The 18,999-nt window shown below is 37.6% G+C and carries 21 protein-coding genes; 10 read left to right on the forward strand and 11 right to left on the reverse strand.

Going from position 1 to position 18,999, the window contains the following annotated elements:
• Positions 1–7: 7 nt before the first annotated feature.
• The 5 genes from R8N23_RS10530 to R8N23_RS10550 form a co-directional block, all read right to left on the reverse strand.
• A complete protein-coding gene (locus R8N23_RS10530; protein ID WP_318171556.1) occupies positions 8–430 on the reverse strand; it encodes a hypothetical protein in 423 nt (140 codons plus the stop codon).
• 20 nt (positions 431–450) lie between these two features.
• Positions 451–1,362 carry an ArdC family protein gene (locus R8N23_RS10535; protein ID WP_318171557.1) on the reverse strand — a complete coding sequence of 304 codons (912 nt, stop codon included), beginning with the start codon at positions 1,360–1,362 and terminating at the stop codon, positions 451–453.
• 74 nt (positions 1,363–1,436) lie between these two features.
• Positions 1,437–1,853, reverse strand: coding sequence for a single-stranded DNA-binding protein (locus R8N23_RS10540; protein ID WP_318171558.1), 417 nt, complete (start codon positions 1,851–1,853; stop codon positions 1,437–1,439).
• A gap of 215 nt (positions 1,854–2,068) precedes the next feature.
• A complete protein-coding gene (locus R8N23_RS10545) occupies positions 2,069–2,299 on the reverse strand; it encodes a hypothetical protein (protein WP_318171559.1) in 231 nt (76 codons plus the stop codon).
• Positions 2,300–2,595: 296 nt separating this feature from the next.
• The gene (locus R8N23_RS10550; RefSeq protein ID WP_318171560.1) at positions 2,596–2,835 is read right to left on the reverse strand and encodes a helix-turn-helix transcriptional regulator; all 240 of its coding nucleotides are present in this window, start codon (positions 2,833–2,835) and stop codon (positions 2,596–2,598) included.
• Positions 2,836–3,031: 196 nt separating this feature from the next.
• On the opposite strand from R8N23_RS10550, the gene R8N23_RS10555 reads away from it, so the two are divergent.
• Positions 3,032–3,562: a hypothetical protein gene (locus R8N23_RS10555; protein ID WP_318171561.1), complete on the forward strand. Its 531-nt coding sequence runs from the start codon at positions 3,032–3,034 to the stop codon at positions 3,560–3,562.
• Here the strand turns inward: R8N23_RS10555 and R8N23_RS10560 are convergent, their stop codons facing one another.
• The gene (locus R8N23_RS10560) at positions 3,563–4,354 is read right to left on the reverse strand and encodes a hypothetical protein (protein WP_318171562.1); all 792 of its coding nucleotides are present in this window, start codon (positions 4,352–4,354) and stop codon (positions 3,563–3,565) included.
• 204 nt (positions 4,355–4,558) lie between these two features.
• On the opposite strand from R8N23_RS10560, the gene R8N23_RS10565 reads away from it, so the two are divergent.
• From R8N23_RS10565 to R8N23_RS10575, 3 genes are all read left to right on the forward strand, one after another.
• Positions 4,559–5,272, forward strand: coding sequence for a hypothetical protein (locus R8N23_RS10565; protein ID WP_318171563.1), 714 nt, complete (start codon positions 4,559–4,561; stop codon positions 5,270–5,272).
• Between the two features lie 77 nt (positions 5,273–5,349).
• Positions 5,350–5,637, forward strand: a complete 288-nt coding sequence (locus tag R8N23_RS10570) for a hypothetical protein (RefSeq protein ID WP_318171564.1) — start codon at positions 5,350–5,352, stop codon at positions 5,635–5,637.
• A gap of 74 nt (positions 5,638–5,711) precedes the next feature.
• Complete coding sequence (locus R8N23_RS10575; protein ID WP_318171565.1) at positions 5,712–6,404, forward strand: hypothetical protein; 693 nt, start codon at positions 5,712–5,714, stop codon at positions 6,402–6,404.
• Between the two features lie 33 nt (positions 6,405–6,437).
• Here the strand turns inward: R8N23_RS10575 and R8N23_RS10580 are convergent, their stop codons facing one another.
• Both R8N23_RS10580 and R8N23_RS10585 read right to left on the reverse strand, forming a co-directional pair.
• Entirely contained in the window at positions 6,438–7,190 is a 753-nt protein-coding gene (locus R8N23_RS10580; protein ID WP_318171566.1) for a LytTR family DNA-binding domain-containing protein, read from the reverse strand.
• A gap of 2 nt (positions 7,191–7,192) precedes the next feature.
• A complete protein-coding gene (locus R8N23_RS10585) occupies positions 7,193–8,965 on the reverse strand; it encodes a histidine kinase (RefSeq protein ID WP_318171567.1) in 1,773 nt (590 codons plus the stop codon).
• 261 nt (positions 8,966–9,226) lie between these two features.
• Here R8N23_RS10585 and R8N23_RS10590 point away from each other — a divergent pair, with 261 nt between their 5' ends.
• Positions 9,227–11,128 (forward strand): hypothetical protein, encoded by a 1,902-nt coding sequence (locus R8N23_RS10590; RefSeq protein ID WP_318171568.1) that lies wholly within the window; start codon positions 9,227–9,229, stop codon positions 11,126–11,128.
• Positions 11,129–11,147: 19 nt separating this feature from the next.
• Here R8N23_RS10590 and R8N23_RS10595 read toward each other — a convergent pair whose 3' ends face one another.
• Positions 11,148–11,981, reverse strand: a complete 834-nt coding sequence (locus R8N23_RS10595) for a hypothetical protein (RefSeq protein WP_318171569.1) — start codon at positions 11,979–11,981, stop codon at positions 11,148–11,150.
• Positions 11,982–12,269: 288 nt separating this feature from the next.
• Positions 12,270–13,088: a hypothetical protein gene (locus R8N23_RS10600; RefSeq protein ID WP_318171570.1), complete on the reverse strand. Its 819-nt coding sequence runs from the start codon at positions 13,086–13,088 to the stop codon at positions 12,270–12,272.
• Positions 13,089–13,366: 278 nt separating this feature from the next.
• Here R8N23_RS10600 and R8N23_RS10605 point away from each other — a divergent pair, with 278 nt between their 5' ends.
• The gene (locus R8N23_RS10605; RefSeq protein WP_318171571.1) at positions 13,367–14,554 is read left to right on the forward strand and encodes a pentapeptide repeat-containing protein; all 1,188 of its coding nucleotides are present in this window, start codon (positions 13,367–13,369) and stop codon (positions 14,552–14,554) included.
• Positions 14,555–14,654: 100 nt separating this feature from the next.
• Here R8N23_RS10605 and R8N23_RS10610 read toward each other — a convergent pair whose 3' ends face one another.
• On the reverse strand, positions 14,655–14,894 hold the full coding sequence (locus R8N23_RS10610) for a hypothetical protein (protein ID WP_318171572.1): 240 nt from the start codon (positions 14,892–14,894) through the stop codon (positions 14,655–14,657).
• 90 nt (positions 14,895–14,984) lie between these two features.
• Here R8N23_RS10610 and R8N23_RS10615 point away from each other — a divergent pair, with 90 nt between their 5' ends.
• The 4 genes from R8N23_RS10615 (at position 14,985) to R8N23_RS10630 (ending at position 18,986) form a co-directional block, all read left to right on the forward strand.
• Entirely contained in the window at positions 14,985–16,466 is a 1,482-nt protein-coding gene (locus R8N23_RS10615; protein ID WP_318171573.1) for an Hsp70 family protein, read from the forward strand.
• 374 nt (positions 16,467–16,840) lie between these two features.
• On the forward strand, positions 16,841–17,212 hold the full coding sequence (locus R8N23_RS10620; protein ID WP_318171574.1) for a hypothetical protein: 372 nt from the start codon (positions 16,841–16,843) through the stop codon (positions 17,210–17,212).
• Complete coding sequence (locus R8N23_RS10625) at positions 17,209–18,111, forward strand: hypothetical protein (protein ID WP_318171575.1); 903 nt, start codon at positions 17,209–17,211, stop codon at positions 18,109–18,111. The genes R8N23_RS10620 and R8N23_RS10625 overlap by 4 nt, the downstream gene beginning before the upstream one ends.
• 5 nt (positions 18,112–18,116) lie before the next feature.
• Positions 18,117–18,986, forward strand: coding sequence for a hypothetical protein (locus R8N23_RS10630; RefSeq protein WP_318171576.1), 870 nt, complete (start codon positions 18,117–18,119; stop codon positions 18,984–18,986).
• The last annotated feature ends 13 nt before the right edge of the window (positions 18,987–18,999 follow it).

Genomic DNA, 18,999 nt, shown 5'->3' on the forward strand with positions numbered 1-18,999 from the left:
TGACTCCTTACAGGATATCGAATAGTTCGGGTTGATGGGCGAGTAGATCATTAACATGTCTCTGATTAGCAAAGCCGTTAAGTAGGTGACTGACTTTAAGGCTCATGGACACATGGATGTCTTCACATTTTGGATTTTCAAGGTCTATTGAATTAGACTTTCGGAATTGATTGAATTCAAAAACTACCCTGCGGTATCGACTAATATCCTTATTCAGGCTTAGCCTAATATCAGCTTGAAGTTTTCTAAGTTTTTGATTGTTACCCGCAGACTTTTCAATATCATCCTTGAGGTAGCCGTATCTATCTGGCTCTTGCATTAATGTCCAAATCTCTTTTACCGACATTGGCGTACCGCCCAAAACGTAATACCAAGGATGCCCTGAGCAATAGGACATTTTTCCGAATTTCACTTTGTATTTATCTTTCATCTGGTCGTATCGCTTGGCCATTAAGCAAACTCCTTCTGGAAATCATTGAGGTATTGGCTGGCTTTTGCAGCCTGTGCCGAGGCTTTAAAAATGAGGGTCTTGTCATTGCGCAAGGCAGACAGCCAACTCTTGATATAAAGCGCATGATCTTTTGGCTGCGTTTGCTTGATATTGTGCTGAGCGCATAGAAACGCTGCGCCAAGCTCCGCGATCAATTCCTCGAACGCATAATTCTCAATGGCTTTTTTATTTGGATCATTTTTGCGATCCAGCCGCTGCTTTGCGCCCGTCCAATGCGTCAATTCATGGAGGAGGGTGGAGTAATAATTCTCTGTAGCACTTGCTTGGTCGGTTTCAAAGAACAGGGATGTTTCTGGCATGTTGATGTAATCGCCGAGTGGTGAATAAAAAGCTTCATCACTATCTGTTCGAATATCCGCGCCTGTGCTTCGGCAAAATTCATCGACCAATGATAGGCGTTCAACCTTATCAATTTCTGGTAGTTGTACTTGGTTAACATCTTCAAAGCCTTCAACCTGAGAGGCGTTGAATACTACATATTGCCGAAGCATCGGGATCTTCATTTCTTCTTTATCACCCGACTCGGTTTCGTTTTCTTTAGTAAGGGTTTTATAGAAGATAATGCGAGAGCCTTTTTCACCTTTTTTGACGGACGCACCGGCTTGTTGCCATTGCTTGAAGCTTGCCCATTTATTAGAGCGCAGGGATTTTGATTTCTGATTGAACCAAAGCGCAAGAATATTGATGCCTTGATACTGGTTCTTTGTTATCGGGTTTTCAGGAATGCCGAGGGCTGCAAGATTAGCAAAGGGCGGCTGGTAGTCCTTTAGATCAACTTCATCCAATAAGGTGATGATGTTGTTTGTGATTTCCTGTTGAATGTCTGGCTTTTGAGTTCTGGCATGAGACATAATATTTTGCTCCTTTTAAAAAAAGTGGAGGAAGCAGGGGAGATGTGCTTCCTCCATAGTTTGGGGGCTGAGAGTTAGGGCATTGCAGGCTCGTTTTGAGCTACTGTTTCTGGTTGAGGTTCGTTGTTTTGAACGGCTTTCTTCTTGGTCACTTTGTAAGCAAAAGTGGTCACGGCTGTTTCTTTATAACCTTCGGCAGTGTCAACGCTTTTGGAATTGTCTTCGCCTTTGATATATGCCCAATCACCTTTTTTCAGGTCTTTGGCCTGTGCGAAGGCATCAGTAAGATTGCTGGATACAAGAACATTGAAGTAATTGACCAAGGTCTTAACCCCGTCATCACTTTCATATTGCTTGTTTGTTGCTAGTCTCATACGAACAAATTTTCCATTAGCAATCAGCTCAGCATCTTTAACTAAACGTCCTGATTTCATCGAGATATTTGTATCTGCAAAAAGTTCGTTTTGGTTTTCTTTGGTTTGTTCTGACATAGTTTTTCTCCTTTATGTCTTTGGTTAAAACACCTTTGTAAAAGGGGTTATGGGGTTCGCCATAACCCTTGCCATGTGGCGAACAGGGGGTGAGCAAGACGCAAGGTCAAAAAAACAACAAGGGGGATCACCCACTTTGCACAAATGCAATGCGGAAAAGTGGGGAAATGTTTTTTTGCTGTTAAGAGAACCTTGCGCCGCGCGAGGTGGAACGCCTAAAGCTTTTCCTTGGCAAGTGCCAGTCGCTCTGCTCTTGATATGTCCATGCTTTTAGCTGCCATCGAGATCATGTCAGCTGTACAGGGCATCCTACCGCCTAACACAAAGCTCCGAAGTGCATCTGAATAATGCTCCAGGGCTTTACGCCAGTCGATAAAATGCTCACCTGACAAATCTTCCAGACGGTCGAATATACGTCCGGCATCTGCACTGATGTCGCAGATCATATCTTCCATCGTGAGATCGAGATCTCGTGGAAGGTTATTGTCGTTAGCATGTTCAGTTAGTGGGTATAGCCTTCCAGCTATGCGGGCGACTATTTCGCCATAATACAGAGTATTGTTACTCATCCTCTATTTACTCCTCACACAATGAGTTACACATTTACTGATTTCAGGAAAATATTCCTATAATCAATTTACAATCACGGGTTGTAGCAGCGTCAATTGCTGGAGTCAATAGGTAAAGTTCACTTTTTGTTCTTCTTTTTTAAAAGAGGGTACATATGTATGTCGAGCTGTAATTACAGTCCCTTAAAGAACTCTTCTAATGTAATGTTGTGAGGCTTTAAAACTTTGATCAAAGTTTTCATTGTGATATTGGCGTGACCTTCTTCGATTTCCCAATATTGCTTGGGCTGCATTTCAAGCTGATGAATGGCAAACCCTACGTAACCGCCAGTAAACCCACCTTTTTTACGAAGTTCTTTTAGTCTGGCTCCAAGAGCTTTCAAAAGGTCATCTATGGCTTTTTCATCTTTCATAGTACGAGATCAAAAGACGAGAAATGCGTTATAAAAATCAGCGTGTTATAACACGTAGTAAGAAAATTTCCATTATATTGCGTCTTATAACTCGCAGTAATGCAAACGTTAATTTTTTAAGAAACGGTTTGAAACCCCTTGTACACAAAGGGTAAAAGCTGATATAAAGTATGTTGGTATAAAAGGATTAAAGGCCATGAATAAGAAGCAAGCTGTACTACTATCATTGATGTTGACCTTTGGCGCTGCTGTCGCGAACGACAATGGCGGTAAAGAGCCAGGCACAAAGACCGCAGTTGAAAATAATGAGGCACGTCCTCTTAATGCGCCTATTGTTAAATCAGGCCGCTCTAATGATGCTTCTGAGGCATCTAAAGCAGGTAAGCTTGCTATTCACATTTATGGTGGTGAGAAGGCTGAACGCTCCGCAGAAGAAAATGCTAAAATTCTAGCAAATGCCTTTGCTGACCGACGTTTTACGGATAAGCCCATGTACATTACGGCGACCCATGAAGAAACAGGTGAAGAGCGCGAAACTCTGGTCACAATCTATATGGATGGAGTTCGTTATTCAAAAAATATTAATAGCAAAATCGTTAATGCTTTTTCTCCAAGACAAATTGGCGGAGCCATTGACATAATTGCAGAGGAATTTGTTGATGAACACGGCAACCATCTGGTCATACCAGAAAATGTTGAGCCTGTAGTTGTAGCGAGTATAAATTAATTAACCGAACGGATTAGGCGAATTTGAAGGCGTGCTTGAAAATGGATCAGGTGCGCTTTTATTTTGATTATCCAGATCAAATGGATTTTGCTTATCATTTGCGGCCAAATTAAATGTCTCCGAAACCGTACCAAGAGTGGCGTTTTCAACATCATTTACAAATCCTACATTGGCATCCTTCTTAACGTCTGAAAATACCTCGTCAAAGTCTATACCCTCAATACCACTTTTGCTCATAAGCTCCTGTAGTGCCTGCTTTTGCTCGTCTGTAAAACCATGTTCTTCATCATAGTCTTTCGCAAGCTGGATCAGCTCGTGCTTTAGTGTTTCTTTTGTGAATTCGTCTAAATCTTGAAGTTCTGGATCAAGCTTCTGGAAATCTTCATTGTTCATCGCTGCAACATCATCAGCATTCATATCATAGTCATTAATCAGGATTAGTCTGTATTGATCCCAATCTCCGGATTCAAAGGCCGCCTGTCTTCGGCTCTGTCGATCTGCCACCCTGTTATAATCATCCAGCTTGTCACCGAAATCATCCATAAAGGCTTTGAAGTCCTTATTGCCTTCCAGTAGGAGCTTGAGATTTTCATCACGCTCTTTCTTCTTTTTCTCGGAAAGCTCATTATTACCGCCTGCATTGGACGCACTGCCTTTGGCAATCAGGCCAACCTCATCAGCCTTGCCATTCAACGTATAATTAAAGCTCGTCTGCTCATTATGTTTCAGACGTTCTTCACTTTTTATCTGTCTTGAATTTTCATTTTCGACTGTCATGTCTTTTTTTTCCACCAGCTTCTTTATTCACACTAAGACTGACTTCTTCCCCTCGTTAATTGCACTTCCATTCCCAAAATCTATTTTTCCCCATTGCCTAAATGACATGACCATTCTCACAGATAAATATGAAAATGCCGTAAATTATTCATAGCCTTTAGCCTAATTTGTATCTAATCTTAATGGTCTATTAAGAATTAAGCCTATATGCTTGATTCTATGCCTAGAAAACCTGCTCTTTCAGATATAGATTTCAATGAAAATCCAGATGCCTATAAGGTCTTACTGGATGAAAACAAGCGCACGGGCATAGGTGCAGTTGGTCTTGCAAAAATTGATTTTCTACCGCAGAGCCTAAATCATAGTCGCATCCATAATATATTGATGGGACAGGTCAAGCACCCTTCAAAAGAAGAATATGATGCACTGATCAAAGCCTATAGCCTGTTCCCTACATTGCAGCGCATTAAGCTCACCCCCCAGAAGATTAACAAGATGAAATCCCTGATCGAAGAGAAGGGGATTAAGAAGGCTGATATATCCAAGGCTACCCCTCGATATTACGGCTTTAATATTCAAATCTTAAAGAATTGGCTTTCAGGGGAAACGGAAACTGCGGATAAGAATAGTTTCGATGCGGTTTTGAGCTTCATTGAAGCTTACGAACCACCAAAAAAGGTTCAAATATCAGATCGACGTAAATCACCCCGATTGGTTGAGATAACGCCCGAGTACCTGGAAAAGCTTGAAGCAGAAATCAAAAGAACGAATTTCGAACCTTATGTCCTTTTGAAACGATTTAGGATCGATCATATAAAGGCAGTCATGATCCATGATTGGCGCGGCGGTAGGCGTAAGAAGGTACGCCCTGAAAATCTATCCACTATTCTTGATGCTTATGCCACGCTACCAGATGCGGGCCTACTTTCTTAAAATGGTTCCAATGGAGTAATCTGATGAGACTTCCATAAATCTTGATATTTAATTTCTGAATGAAGTACACTGATAAGATGAAAGCATCACTTGCCTTAAATCACAAAGATCAAATCGCACTCTTTTATGATGAGCCACTTAACATTTCACCTCAATGGGTATCCATAGATATTGATTTGGGTGAAATATATGTTGGTGGTGATGATACTGAGAGTAAAACAATCAAGCTTGATAAAGTAGATCCGCGTATCTATCAAAGAGTTAGATCAGAATCTCGAATTCTTCTTATTCAGCTTGATAATACAGAAAAGCACGAACCGGTAGGTTCGGTCTTTGTCCCGTTAATGATTGCTCAAAAACTGTAGATCACATTAATCGATTCTTAATCATTTCGTTTTAAAATAAACGAGTGATTAGAGAATGAGGAAATGGTTGAGCAATGACTAAAGATAATTCCAAAAATGAGCAGGATGAGCTTTTCTGGTACTTGAGATCAAAGGGGCAGGGTGTTGGAGTCTCAACCACTTATGAGAGAACGGAATTTGGCAAACATATAGACCATATGAACGCTTTCTATGGAAGCTTATCTCCAGACCAGCAAGAGGCATTTGTTGATCCATTTTCTGACGAACAGGAAATGGCAGAATTTGAAAATTCTTTGACATCCGGTCAACTAGAATTTTGGGGTATTATCAAATCAGAAGCTGAAAATTTGAATGGGTATGCCATCCCTGATGAGGATATAAGCGAAAGTGATTTAGCAATGAGTAGCCTTCGTACAATGCTTGATTTGGGGCTATCGGATAATCCGGAAATCAGAGCCATACAAAACCAAACAATTGAAAATCTAGGCGGTGTGGAAGCCGCCATGAAATTGGCGGAAGACACGATAAATCCAGACTTTGAATTAAATCCAGCAGTTGAGGCAAATCTAATCGATGCCCAAAATGGAGAACATGAGTATTTCGAACATAATAATGTCGTTGAAAGTTTTTTTGAAGGTCAACCATTTGAGGTAGCAGGGTCATTGCAAGGAGGAGTTTTGCCAGATCAAATGATAGATAAGACGGAAGCACCAACAGTCGAAAGTCCAGGCATCCAAATTGCTCCTTTAATTCCAGATGGCCCATAATTTGGTTAGAGATTTAAAGTTAAACTATCTCGATTAAATCAACTCTTTATCAAAAAAACGATCAAGGCCGCTTCTTCTTCGGACGGAAACGGGTATTTTTTCATTGTTAGTTAATAAAACAAAGGAGCTGTTTTTCCTTTTCACAAACTTTTTCACGTGATCCATATTAACCAAATGAGATTGATGAATCTGATAAAAGTCCTCCAAAAGGTCATCGTAATGTTTAAGCGTCTTGGTGATCAAATGTTTGTCACCGTTGAATAATATGATAGTGCAATAATTTCCAGCTCCTTCAAAACGCAGAATTTCACCCATTTTGAAACATAATCTCTCATTCGTTGAAGATATTATTAATTTCTTTTCTGATGAACTCAAAGTTTCTTGGTTGTGAATTAAAGTTGCTAAGCGCGAGTCTGTGTCTCGAATTTTTTTGTTTTGGAGAGACCTTTTTAAAGCAATTTCTACATCATCAAAATCTACTGGTTTGAGCAGATAATGAACAGCACTATACTCAAATGCTTTTACAGCATATTCATTGTGTGCTGTGATGAAAATTACATCAAAACTGATATTTTCTAGATTTTGAAGTAAATCGAAGCACGAGCCGTCCTTCAATTCTACATCCAAGAAGATAAGGTCGGGAGCAAGCTTGGGTAAGTTTTCAGACGAGTCCTTGATATTATCGAACTCTCCTATAATTTTGATTTTATTTGAGCTTTTTTCAAGAGCCCTTTTTAATCGTTCAATACAATGATTTTCGTCTTCAATTATAACGGCTGTAAGCATAGTTAAAATTTAATTTGATACGGAATTGAAATTATAACCCTTAACCCTTGTTCTAAATCCTGCAATTCAAAATGGGTCTTTTGATTGGTCAGTTGGTTTAAATAATCAATTCGGTTTTGCGCTATTTCCATTCCCATTGATTTTCCCTTGTGTGAGGGGGTGGAGATGAACCGACCAATACCATTGTCTTCTATGATGCAGGTGAGTCTTTCTTGATTTTCCAGATACATATTTACTGAAATTTCTCCCAAACCATCTTTCTTTGAAATACCATGTTCAATACTATTCTCAAGAAACGGCTGAATAAATAAAGAAGGAACCAAGGTGCTTTCCTTATTAATTTCTTGATCAACTTCAATATCAAACTTTAGTGTATTATTGAGACGGAGACTTTCAATTTCAACATACGTTTTTATAAGAGTAATTTCTTCGTCTAACATAATCCAATTTTCCGTTGAGTTTTCGAGTATCGACCTCATCAATTTTGAAAATTTAACCAAATAATTGCTGGCCTTTTCTGCGCCATGTTTGAACATATATTGATCAATGGAGTTGAGCGCATTGAAGATAAAATGCGGATTAATCTGAGCTCTCAGAGTTGTTAGTTTTGACTCAGCAAGATTTTTTTTGAATTCAGATTCTTTTCCTTTGGAAACGACTTTTTGTTTTTGCCAAACTAAGAATGATATCAAAAAGAGTGCTCCGATAATTCCTCCACCAGAAATCAGGTAAGTTTTATTAATAAGTTTTTGTTTTGAGATTTCCGCCTGAGCAAGAAGGTCTTTGCGTTCACTTTCAAATGCCAGATCCTTCTTGGTAAACTCCACTCTTCGATCGGAAGCCGTAATACTATCGTTGAGTGATTTAAACTGCTCATGAGCGGAAAGAGCTTCTTTATATTTTTTTTTTGCTTTATAGGCATCATAGAGTGTTGCATACAAGCTTTTTTGGACAAAAAGGTTGCCCTGTAATGTGGGTAGCTCTAAAGCATTCGAAGCATAAGATTCAGCTAAATCATACTTTTTTGCTTTCAAGAAAACTTCACTAGCATTTAAATATGCTGTTGGCCTGACAATTTCAATCTGGTGTATTTCAACCAATTTCAAGGCATTTTGAATAGAAATAGTAGCTTCTTCAAAGTATCCCGCCCTTGATAGGACTAATGAAAGGTTGCTAAGCGAATTTGCTTCAACAGGAAAGTTCTTTTCTGAATGTGCACGATGAATTGCTTGTTTGTAATAATACGCAGCGGAATCTAACTCATTAAGTTCCCCGAATACATTTCCGATCAGTTGCTCCGGTATGGCATAACCGTCAAATTCATTCAAAACCCTTTTGAAAATCTTCAAAGCCAGGTCATAATCCTGTTGCTCAGTATAGATAGTGCCTATATTTAGCAGACTGCCAACCATGTGTTTTTTTAGGGAAGAATGCCGATCTGTTATGGACACAGCTCGCTGGTAGTATTCTAATGCCTTTATCGATTCTCCGTGTAGATAATGATGAATGGTTGCAATTCTTTGGTTAGCAATGATTTGTCCCAAAGGGTACTCAATTTCCTCTGCAATTTGTAGTGTTTCAAAAGCATACTCCAATAAAGTAGAATCCGAGGGTCTGCTATAAATGCAATGTTTTGAAAAGGTATTACGCAAGTCAACATATAGCGAGTCATGGACTTCTTTGTTTTCAATTTCAATTTGCAGCGAGTCAAGAATTGGAACTTGTGCGATAAGTGAGTGTGCTCCAATAAGGAAAAAGTAGGCTAATCTGATCATAAATTTAAGTACGAGCTAAACAATCAATAAAGATGTTTATTTATTCGGCTATTCGCCAGTCAAGAGCGGATTACCGACCGGTAATTAGAATAACTTTTCAAAAAATGATTACGAATACAGCTAATTTACTTTCAGATACCAAAAAATGAATGACGATTAATAACTAGTGGCTACACTAGTACGCCGGATGAATAATTTTCCACTTTTTTTGTATGAGCCTAATAATTAGGCTAGTTTATCTTTTCATACATCGCAGTTCGCATGAGACCATTATATCTTTTATTTATCGGTATACTTATCGGTTTATCGTTTTCAGCGTCGAGTCAAAGGGCGCAAATTTTTCCAGGAATATATCGAGCGAAAATGATTGTCCCTGTAGCCAAAAAAAAGGGGAAGAAACCAAAGCCTAAGGAAGTATTTGTATCAATCTATAGGCTAAAATATACCTTTGCGACAAGTGGTAAAAAAACTAGACAAATCGATTTTTTTAAGTATATAGAATATTTTGAAGGAGAACGAACAAGAGAATTAATATTTGAGAGTAATATGATAACTCAGAATGAAGCTCGGACTGAAGCCGGTATGTTACATGTAACTAAGGATATACTTAATTCTTATAAGACTTACACGGATTTTGAATGGATAAAATTTGATCAGAATAAAAAATTCTTTGCTGATTTTGATAGAGAAGATGGCCAGAATTTTATCAACGCCTATTATAAAAAAATATATAGCATACCTGCTGGACAACATTATTCAAGCAAATGGAGTGAAATATTTGATATCCGAGACATTGATTTTATTAAAAAACTAAAAATAGTAGGTGTAGGAGATAAGAAGACAATCGATGAATTTGTTGACTTAAAGCATCATGTAGATGAACAATTAAAGTCCCACATTGATTATACCGCCGAAGCATCAGCATTAAAAAGAGAAAATGAATATTTACTTAATGATTTAGGTAAAAATATTTTAAACTCTTCTTATCATTCATTGAGTGTCTATCAATTTTACGATGAAAATGGCTCATCTCTCATTAATGCCAGGGTAGGCAAAGAAACTTATTATTCTAACAAAGAGTATGATGACAAAACTTACTATGTTCACAAGTACCTACTTTTAAAGCACTATGAAAATGATAAAATTCTTAAAGAAGTGTATTTAAGACCAATTGATGTCAATAGTGATATCTATAACCCTCATATTTTTCTCATGGAAGTTGTCAAAGACTCTCTCCCTTTTGTTATTCCATATCAAAAACTTGTTATTGATCACTCTGGAACTAGCAAGCTGAAAATTTATGGTTTAAAGGGTAGTTGTAATAAAGTAGAAAATTTGGAAAATTTCTATCCAGAAAGGTCTACTGATGTACTCAATCTGGCCTATGTAAAAAGGGAAAGAACAGGAGAGTTAATCAAAAAACAAATCTATAATGATCGGAGATTCGAGCACATGATACTTACTACTGAGCTTCCCATCAGGAAAGAAAAATTTCTGATCGAGAAAGAAAAATTTCAAACATACAGTCAAAAAGAGGCTCAAGACGAGAAACTAAGACTACTAGAGGAAAAGAAGCGCGATAGACTTGCCAAAGAAAAGTATATAAAAAAACATGGTTTCTTTTTGGAAACCAAGGAATTAAAAAACTCAGATTTAGTCCAGAAAATTTATGAAGGCAATTTCGACAGAGTCTTATTTAATCGGAATGATCTGCAGTTCACAGCAATGATCTTCAATTATATGAATTACTTCGCTAAGAACTGTTCTTCAAGCCTTCCAAATAACAAGGTTCAAATTTACAGAGACGTATGTAGCAAGGAACGGGTTACTAGGGACGGGTATGGTGTTGAAATTCGAAGAACTTGTGTAGAATGGACAGAGCAGGGAACGGAGTATTATGCTTCTCCCAAACTATACGAAGCCTATAGAACAATAAAAAATATTAATAGTAAAGAAGCATTGAAAAATGTCCTAAGTATTTGGACTCAAGGCATGAATAATAGATCTGTATCAAAAGAGATGTCTTCTTTAAAAGCTGATATGGAACAGATTATTGAACTTAATGGCTGCAATAATAAAGCACTAAAGCGATTTGAAGAAAACCTAATAAGGTTTGCCAATGATCAACCACCAATGAAACTTGATGGCTCAATTGGAAAGTGAAAGCAGGGGGAAGCAATTATCATTCGATTTTCTCAAACTCAAGAAAACGAACAAGTTCTTTTATGGCTTTTTCAAAGTCATAGCCAAAGAGTTCTTCATTTGACTTCCCCTTTGTTAAGGTCAAATGTTTGTTGCTGAAAAAGTAGGTCACCATCTTGTTCTTTTTGCCATGGCTGATACCCATACGATCCATGCTAGAATTCTGGATCAAGTCATATAATGGAAGTTTCAGAATATCCAATTCCTTCATTTCATTAGCGAGGTAAAAGATCGTGCTAACATCATTGGCCTCAAATTTTCCTTCAATCCGAACATAGTGATTGTTGCGGTCTTTGATTTTTAGGATTTGGTTAAAAGTTGAGATGCCTCTCTCATTCTTTCCCGAATGATCTGAAGCATTATAAAGTAAATAGCATTTTCTGTTGGGTGCTTGTTGTACCAGAGTGTTGCAGGTCATTTCACCTGTTCGCAAACCATGAATGAGTTCGTGAAATTGTATTTCTCCTTCATTTTCCCAGCTTTTAATAAAGTCTTTGGCAACCTTCTCTTCCAAGCCCTTATCAATGCTCAAGTTTAAGGTATGACCACTATAGAGTTTAATACCATAACCAAGTGCATTATCTGAGTATTGTGGAACAATGAGCTGCCCCCGCCGCATATGATTAGGACGGAGCTGAGCCGAAGCTTCGGGTTCAATGGTTGGCATATTTGGGAAGGGATGGTTTGTCTCTTCAAGATCAATAGAAATCACCGGCTTAACTTTGAATATCTCGTTTGGAGGTGTCTGTTGTGCAAAAAGAGAATTAGCCATCACAAGAGTACAACCAACAAATCCGCTAATGAGAGTCTTCATGATTTTTGAGAGCTTCTGAAACAAATAGTACGATCAGATCAAAGTTACTTTTTCAGATGAAGTATTCACAATTGATACGTCTTTGAAATAAAATCCAGTTCACATCATCCCATTTCTTTCCGATAAGCCGCAAAGAGCTAAGCATAAAGGACTAAGACAAAAGGAAACGGAATAAACGAGCGGGGGGTAAAAGCGTTGGCTTTATGCCGTAGTCTTTTGTCGTGTCCGGTGCGGGCTATCTTTGGCGCAACTGAATAGAAATGGTGTTTTATCTATTGACAATCAACTCTAGGATAAGTCCATACTTGTATGACGTTTTATTACTTCGGCTATGTCAGGGCGAGATGATTTAATCACATTGTTAAAAACATCTTGAATAGGAGGAGAAACCCACTTTTCAGAACCTTCTGGAGGAGTCATGCCCATTTCAAGATGATCCATATAATCGCTTGACATCATATAATGACCATTAAGGAAAAACAAATAGGACAAATGCTGAATATAGATTTGTTTCAAGTCCTCAGAGAAAACACTCAACATGTTTTCACGAATGTTATTACCTAGATGAATACGGTTGTCGTTGTGTAACACATATCTAAAGAAATTGTAATGTGTATGAGCATTACACCGATCTCTAATCTTTTTGTATCTATCATCATTCCTTAAAAGCTCCATAATTGGTTTGAGCCTTTCTGATTTGTAGATGTACTGCGTCATGACACGATAATCTGGAATTCTACTATTGCCTTTCATCCAGTCATTGATTTCATTTTGGGCGTGAGTTTCAATGGTGTACTCTTGCTCTAGATAAAGATTGCAATAGATGTTTATGATTGTTGAATCAAATAGTTTTCTAAGGAGAGCATAAGCATCATTGATGCGTCCTGATTTTAAGGTCAGGTTAATGGATTCCAGCGTTCCTTGAATGGATGAATACACATAGCTATCAAGGTTAATAATACTTACAGCACCCGGCTTAATGAAGCCCATTATTGAGAATGATAGAGAGTCATAAAAGGAGTTATACTCATCGAGTTGTTTGAAGATTGGATGGGTCTTGTATTCATCACTTAATTCAAGATTACTTTCGAAATTGAAACTATTCATACCAGCTACCTATAATTTTATCTATTAAGATAATGTAAGGTTTTCCTTAACTCTACAAATATGAATAGATATATCACAACCACTTATGGAAGTTTAAGGTAAGCGTTAGGGATAGAGCCAGCTACCGTGTAGCGGCGATAGCCCGACCCGCAGGGGAACGCCCAATATTTCTAACAGAATACTTAATTTCTTTTTTTAGGGTTAAAAGTTAAAGTTCAGTTATTATTTATGAATTAGTTGAATGAGATTTATAGCTGTTTTGACCTAAACATTAATACATGAAGGAAGGATTTGAATTTTTTTTAGAAGAATATGTAGAGAAAAAGCAAATAGCGTATGATGAAACAAATGAAATTAGAATAGAAGTTTCTACTGATAAAGCAGAAGAGATTGTTGTTTTTTTTATCACTCTTCAAGAAAAAATAATCGAAACAAACGAGAAGAGTCCTGTTTCAGTACATATGTACTCTAAGAAAATCAGCTCAAACATATTGTTATTCGGTTTTGAAGCAAATTTTGCTATTAATTTCTATAACATCGAGTTTGATGCATGGTTGGACTTTGAAAACGCTGTATTCAAGGAGAATGTTAGGTTTCATGAATGTGACTTTTATGCCTGTAATTTTGAAAACACAACATTTGAAAGTCTTGTAGATTTCTATCAATCACACTTTCATAATGATACAAAATTTTCGCTCACAGATTTTCTAGATAGAGCAATTTTTTCTGAAACAGTTTTTCATGAAGGAGTAATATTTATTTATATCAGGCCTGGGTCTGACACTTTCATATCTTTTGAGAGAGCCACTTTTAAAAAGGGGCTTGACCTATCTCGATCAAATTTAAACAATGCAAATCTTCAATTTTTTGGAATGAGAATGGAAGAGGATAAAATTGAGGTACTGTTAATGATTCCGTTTTATACTAACTCAAAGCATAAGAATATTCAATCTGCTCAAAATTTTAGAGAGACCTATAGGCTTATTAAACATGAGCATGAGAAAACTTCTAATAGTGTAGAATCTATTAGATACAAAATACTTGAGCTTAAAGCATATAAATATGAATTAAAATTAAGTAAAAACTATCAATTTTGGAAAAAGCAGTATTGGAGGAGGGGACAGGATAGGGCTTCACTTTTTTTAAACAGAGTGTCTAATTCTTATGGTACAAATTGGGCTAGAGCATTTTTATTTACAATTGGTTTTGCACTGCTTTTTTTAACTATCTATTACCTGATATTTAGATTTGACTCCCATGTCGAACAAATCCCAGATTTCGGTATGGTCGTAAATTCGCTTTTATACCTATTTATCTTGACAAAATGGGACTTTATGAGCTTTTATTCTTATTACTGCAATTATGAGCCAGATTGGGTTTTGTCATGGTTATTTATAACTCGGCTGGTAATAGGATATGGGGTCTTTCAGTTTGTTCAAGCATTCAGAAGATTGAATAGGAAATAGCTACCGAGTTTTACTGACAGCCGTTGAGTATTCCATATTCATTACTGTTTAATGAATTTGAAAAGTAAGCGCAGTTGGGAATTCAACCTAAAAACTACACTTACCACTTGAGCCCAGAATCATTGAACGTATTTGGGAATTTTTGCATTAAATCATTGACTTCACCAATACTTCCTCCTGGTAGCGAATTATCAAACATACCCAGTGTAGTCTGGCCATGGTAAGGGATGTGATCTGCCGTACGTTGTCCATTCCACCTGCCAGTAAGGTGAGGGTTAGGATCACTTGAAACATGTATTCTATCTCCTTTCATCGAAAAATTATCTGGAATATCTATCATGATTTTGAAGTTATGTAAAACATATCTAACTTATTTAACGATTTTTTTATCATAGAGTTATTATAAGACTACACACCTAACCCTAAATAAATGATTGTTGGCATTGATCTGGGTACGACTAAATCTGTCATTGGCTACTGGCACGAGAATAAACCTAGAATCGTTCAAGCCAGAGGCACTCAAAGCTTACCCTCAGAAGTTTTTTTCTTAAATGACAAAGTTGCGGTTGGGCATCAACCCACAGAAAAGGAATACACCTATGTGGCCGGATTCAAAAGGCATCTTGGAAGAGATCAGACTATCCGTATAAACTCAACACAAAGAACTCATCCACAATATGTAGCAGCCATTATTCTCAAGGAGCTCGTATCTCTCGCAGAATTGGACATGAAAGAGATGGGTTATGAAGAACAAGTAGACGAGGCTGTTATCGCCATTCCATCCCATTTTGATATATCCCAGAGGAGAGCCACATTGGAGGCGGCCTCCATTGCAGGTTTAAAGGTGAAAAGATTGATTAATGAAGCCACTGCTTCAGCATTAGAATATACAAGAAATCGCAACATTGGTGAAAAGTTATTGGTCATAGACCTTGGAGGTGGCACCTTAGACCTTTCTTACATTGAAACCATAAGTGAAGATAAAGAGCCAGACTCAGCTGCTCTACAAGTTTTAAGAATCGAAGGCGATACATTTCTTGGTGGTCTGGATTTTGACCTCAAAATAAGAAATTGGCTCCAGGAGCAACTATTGGAGCAATTTGGCACAGAAAACATTGACCAAGCACTAAAAGAAAGCGGCACAAAAACAGACCATGACCTTCAAAAGGAAATAGCCGAGAAGAAGAAACGGTTAAGTGATCAAAAAGAAATTAGACTTCATGTACCCGCTGGAATTATCAAAAACGGTGTTGAAATATTACCAGAGTTCATATTAACAAGAGAGAAATTCCTAGACATTACTGAACCTTTGATGAAACGAATCGTGACCAAGGTCAAGCCGCTTCTCAATTCAGAAAACAAGACCAAAGTACTATTGTTAGGCCGTGCAGGACACACCTATGGGCTTAAATCATACCTAGAAGAAAAACTCAATATTACTTGTTATCGAGATCTAGACGCGGAGACTTGTGTGGCCAAAGGCGCTATTATTCAAAGTGCCATTTTTACTGGCGCATTGAAAGAAAGACTGGTTATGGAAGTGCTTCAAGACAATTATGGTGTTGAGCTAGAAGATAATGGCTATCATATATTTCTCCATAAAGGAAAAATCATTCCGGCCAATGCAGCCTATGAGTTTCAGCCCAATAATAAAGAGGCAACTGAATTAAGGGTAAATATTTTAAAGGGAGGGCATGCAAAAGCATCAAAAAATACCTTAGTTCAAACGATTGTCATAAAAAGGCCGTCTGACAAAGATCAGAATAAAATAAAAATAGACTTCAAAATGAATACGGATATGGTTCTTGAGGTTGATATACAAGGATCAAGTTTCATCATTTCTTCACCAGATGGTTTAAGCAATGATGAGGTAAGTAAATACAAGCAAAGCATCTCTAAAAAGAGCAACTAAGTAAAGTATAGATAAATACGCATGAGCCGTCATGCAAGCATTGTGTCTCTAATTTCTTCTATAATCACAAGGTAATCAGGAAAAAAGACCCTGATTTTGATAAGACGAATTTTTTAAATAAATTAGTTTGCAGCTTTTTTGAGAGACAACACCTAACACTGTTGCTATGAGACTCAAAAATTGCGCAGGTGTACCCGCAAATGGGCAGCATTCCTATCCATCAATTACCATCATATTTTTGTTGATCACCAACTCCGCAGGTTTGATCTTATCAGTCCTAGAGAAAGATATATCCCATCTTATTTTAATATCTAGTAATAAGCAGAATCACGAAGAATAAACCACAAAACATGTAAACCTAAACTTAAATAACCATGGCAATTCACACCTTTAAAGTTACCGTCACAGGTAAGGGCAAATTATGGAGCGTTAAATTTTACCCTGAAAATGATCAGGATTTTTCACTGGGATTTTCAAAATCACCTGATTTCAAAACTTGGAAATCTGATGAGTTTTCAATTGATGTTGAAGGAGATTTTGACTATCAACTCATCGTTGGCGGTCCAAGGAATACTGGCTTTGAGCTAGGCATTGAAATTAAGAACGAGAATGACTGGAAGGACTTGGTAGAAGAAAAAGAGGGTAAAATCAGTGAAGGCTGCACTGGTGGGTCAAAAAACAAAGGATGCATTGTAGATAGCGTATCCATCCCTTCGGATGTTCAACCAGAAACCCCGATCACATGAAGCGCAGTTATCTAATATCATTACTTACTGTTGTGAGTCACACTCTGTTGGCTCAATACAATGTCATGCAAGACGGTGAAGGCAAATCGTCCTTTCCTGTATTCGAGAACAATACTTTAAATGTGAATGCACAGGAAAAAAAGATAGCCTTTTCTATAACTTTCCCAGAAATGCTTCCTGATAGCGTATGGAATTTTGGGGCTTTATCTTTATCCCTAAAAGGGAAAGACAAATCTTTTCCAATAGTAAAAAATGGCATTTTTAATTTTGAGGGGAACCTGACCTATGCCCATACCTGGTATTTAAATCAGCAAGCCAAAAGCGCTTTTTATGTTGTTGGAAATCTAGGTGTAAGTCGTTTACAAACCTATGACAGTACCCAAATTTCGGGTGAACAAATAGAGACTCAATCTCCATTGAATAGCTATGTGCAAGTTGGCTTTATTGACGATGCCCTAACGAGTTTTGAAAAAGGAGGGTTGATATTTGGATTTGGTTTTAGGCTAGGTTGGTCTGACAATGTCTCAGGCCTGACCTCTTATGAATTCTTTACCCCAATTGCTAACGGTCAACAGATCATTACCCCTGATGCAAAGACCGTTTATTTGGCTCAGGAATACGCAGAGAATATTTTCAATACCTCTACGATGTTAGATATTGGTTTGAATACCAATGGAAGGATTAATCCGATGTTACATGTCAGGCATAACACCCTTGAGGAAGGTGATAATAAAACCAATCTTGGTATTGGCTTTTACTTGTCAGAAAAGGATGCGCCTTTAAATGCCGTTTTTGGTATTCAGGGATTTATCAATGATCTCAATGATAATGCCGAGAAGGATACCAGCGCATGGGAACGTACGACGATCAATCTAGTTGCAGGATTCAAACTAAAATAACCATTATGAACATGCAAATGCTTCCAAATGATTCATTAGAAACTAAACTTAGTGCAGCTGATTCATTGCAAATAGCTAAAGAAGTTGCTGCCAAATTCGAAGTGAGTGAAACGATATTTCCAACAGGTTCTTTGGTTGTAGGTGCTTTCGTTTTGCTTGGGTTCTTTGTGGTTCTTTACCTTGTCCTATCCAAGATCAAAGATGATAATAATGCAACTAGACATTCTTTGGGGTTAATAGTCATTTTCCTTGCCATTGCCTCCATGCTGGTGATTGGCCTGTATGCTATAAATGCCGCTCCAGATAATGACGCAGCAAAAGACATTTTCAACCAAGTACTGCCTGTTGTGGCCGCTTGGGTGGGTACAGTCCTTGCGTATTTTTTTGGCAGGGAAAATTTCGAATCTGCCTCTCAAAAGTTCGGAGAATTGCTGGATCAGGTTTCTCCAAAGAAATTAGCCAAGGCCATTAGTGTAGAGCAGGTCATGATCGTTTATGAGTCCATATTTTTCGAAGTGGACACAAGTAAAGACATGACAGCGACTATAGAGATATTAAACACGTACAATAAATCGCGTTTTCCCATTTTCACAGGTCTCAACCATGATAAAGTCGTTTCACTTTTATATCGAGATGACATGATAGCATATATGTCAAAACAAACTGCGACTAAAAAAATAGCTGATTTTATCAGTGAAGGAAAAGAGAGGAAATTCATTACCATCAGCAAAGAACGCACCCTTAAGGAAGTCTCTGATTTGATGAGTAAAGAAGATGTGCAAGACGCTTTTATAACAGCAGAAGGAACGCCAAAAGGACGGGTAGATGGATATATTACCCTCAAGTTAATTGATCGATTTTTACAGAAAGAATAACCAGACGACCTAA

This window comes from Reichenbachiella sp. (assembly GCF_033344935.1).
Classification (GTDB): Bacteria; Bacteroidota; Bacteroidia; order Cytophagales; family Cyclobacteriaceae; genus Reichenbachiella.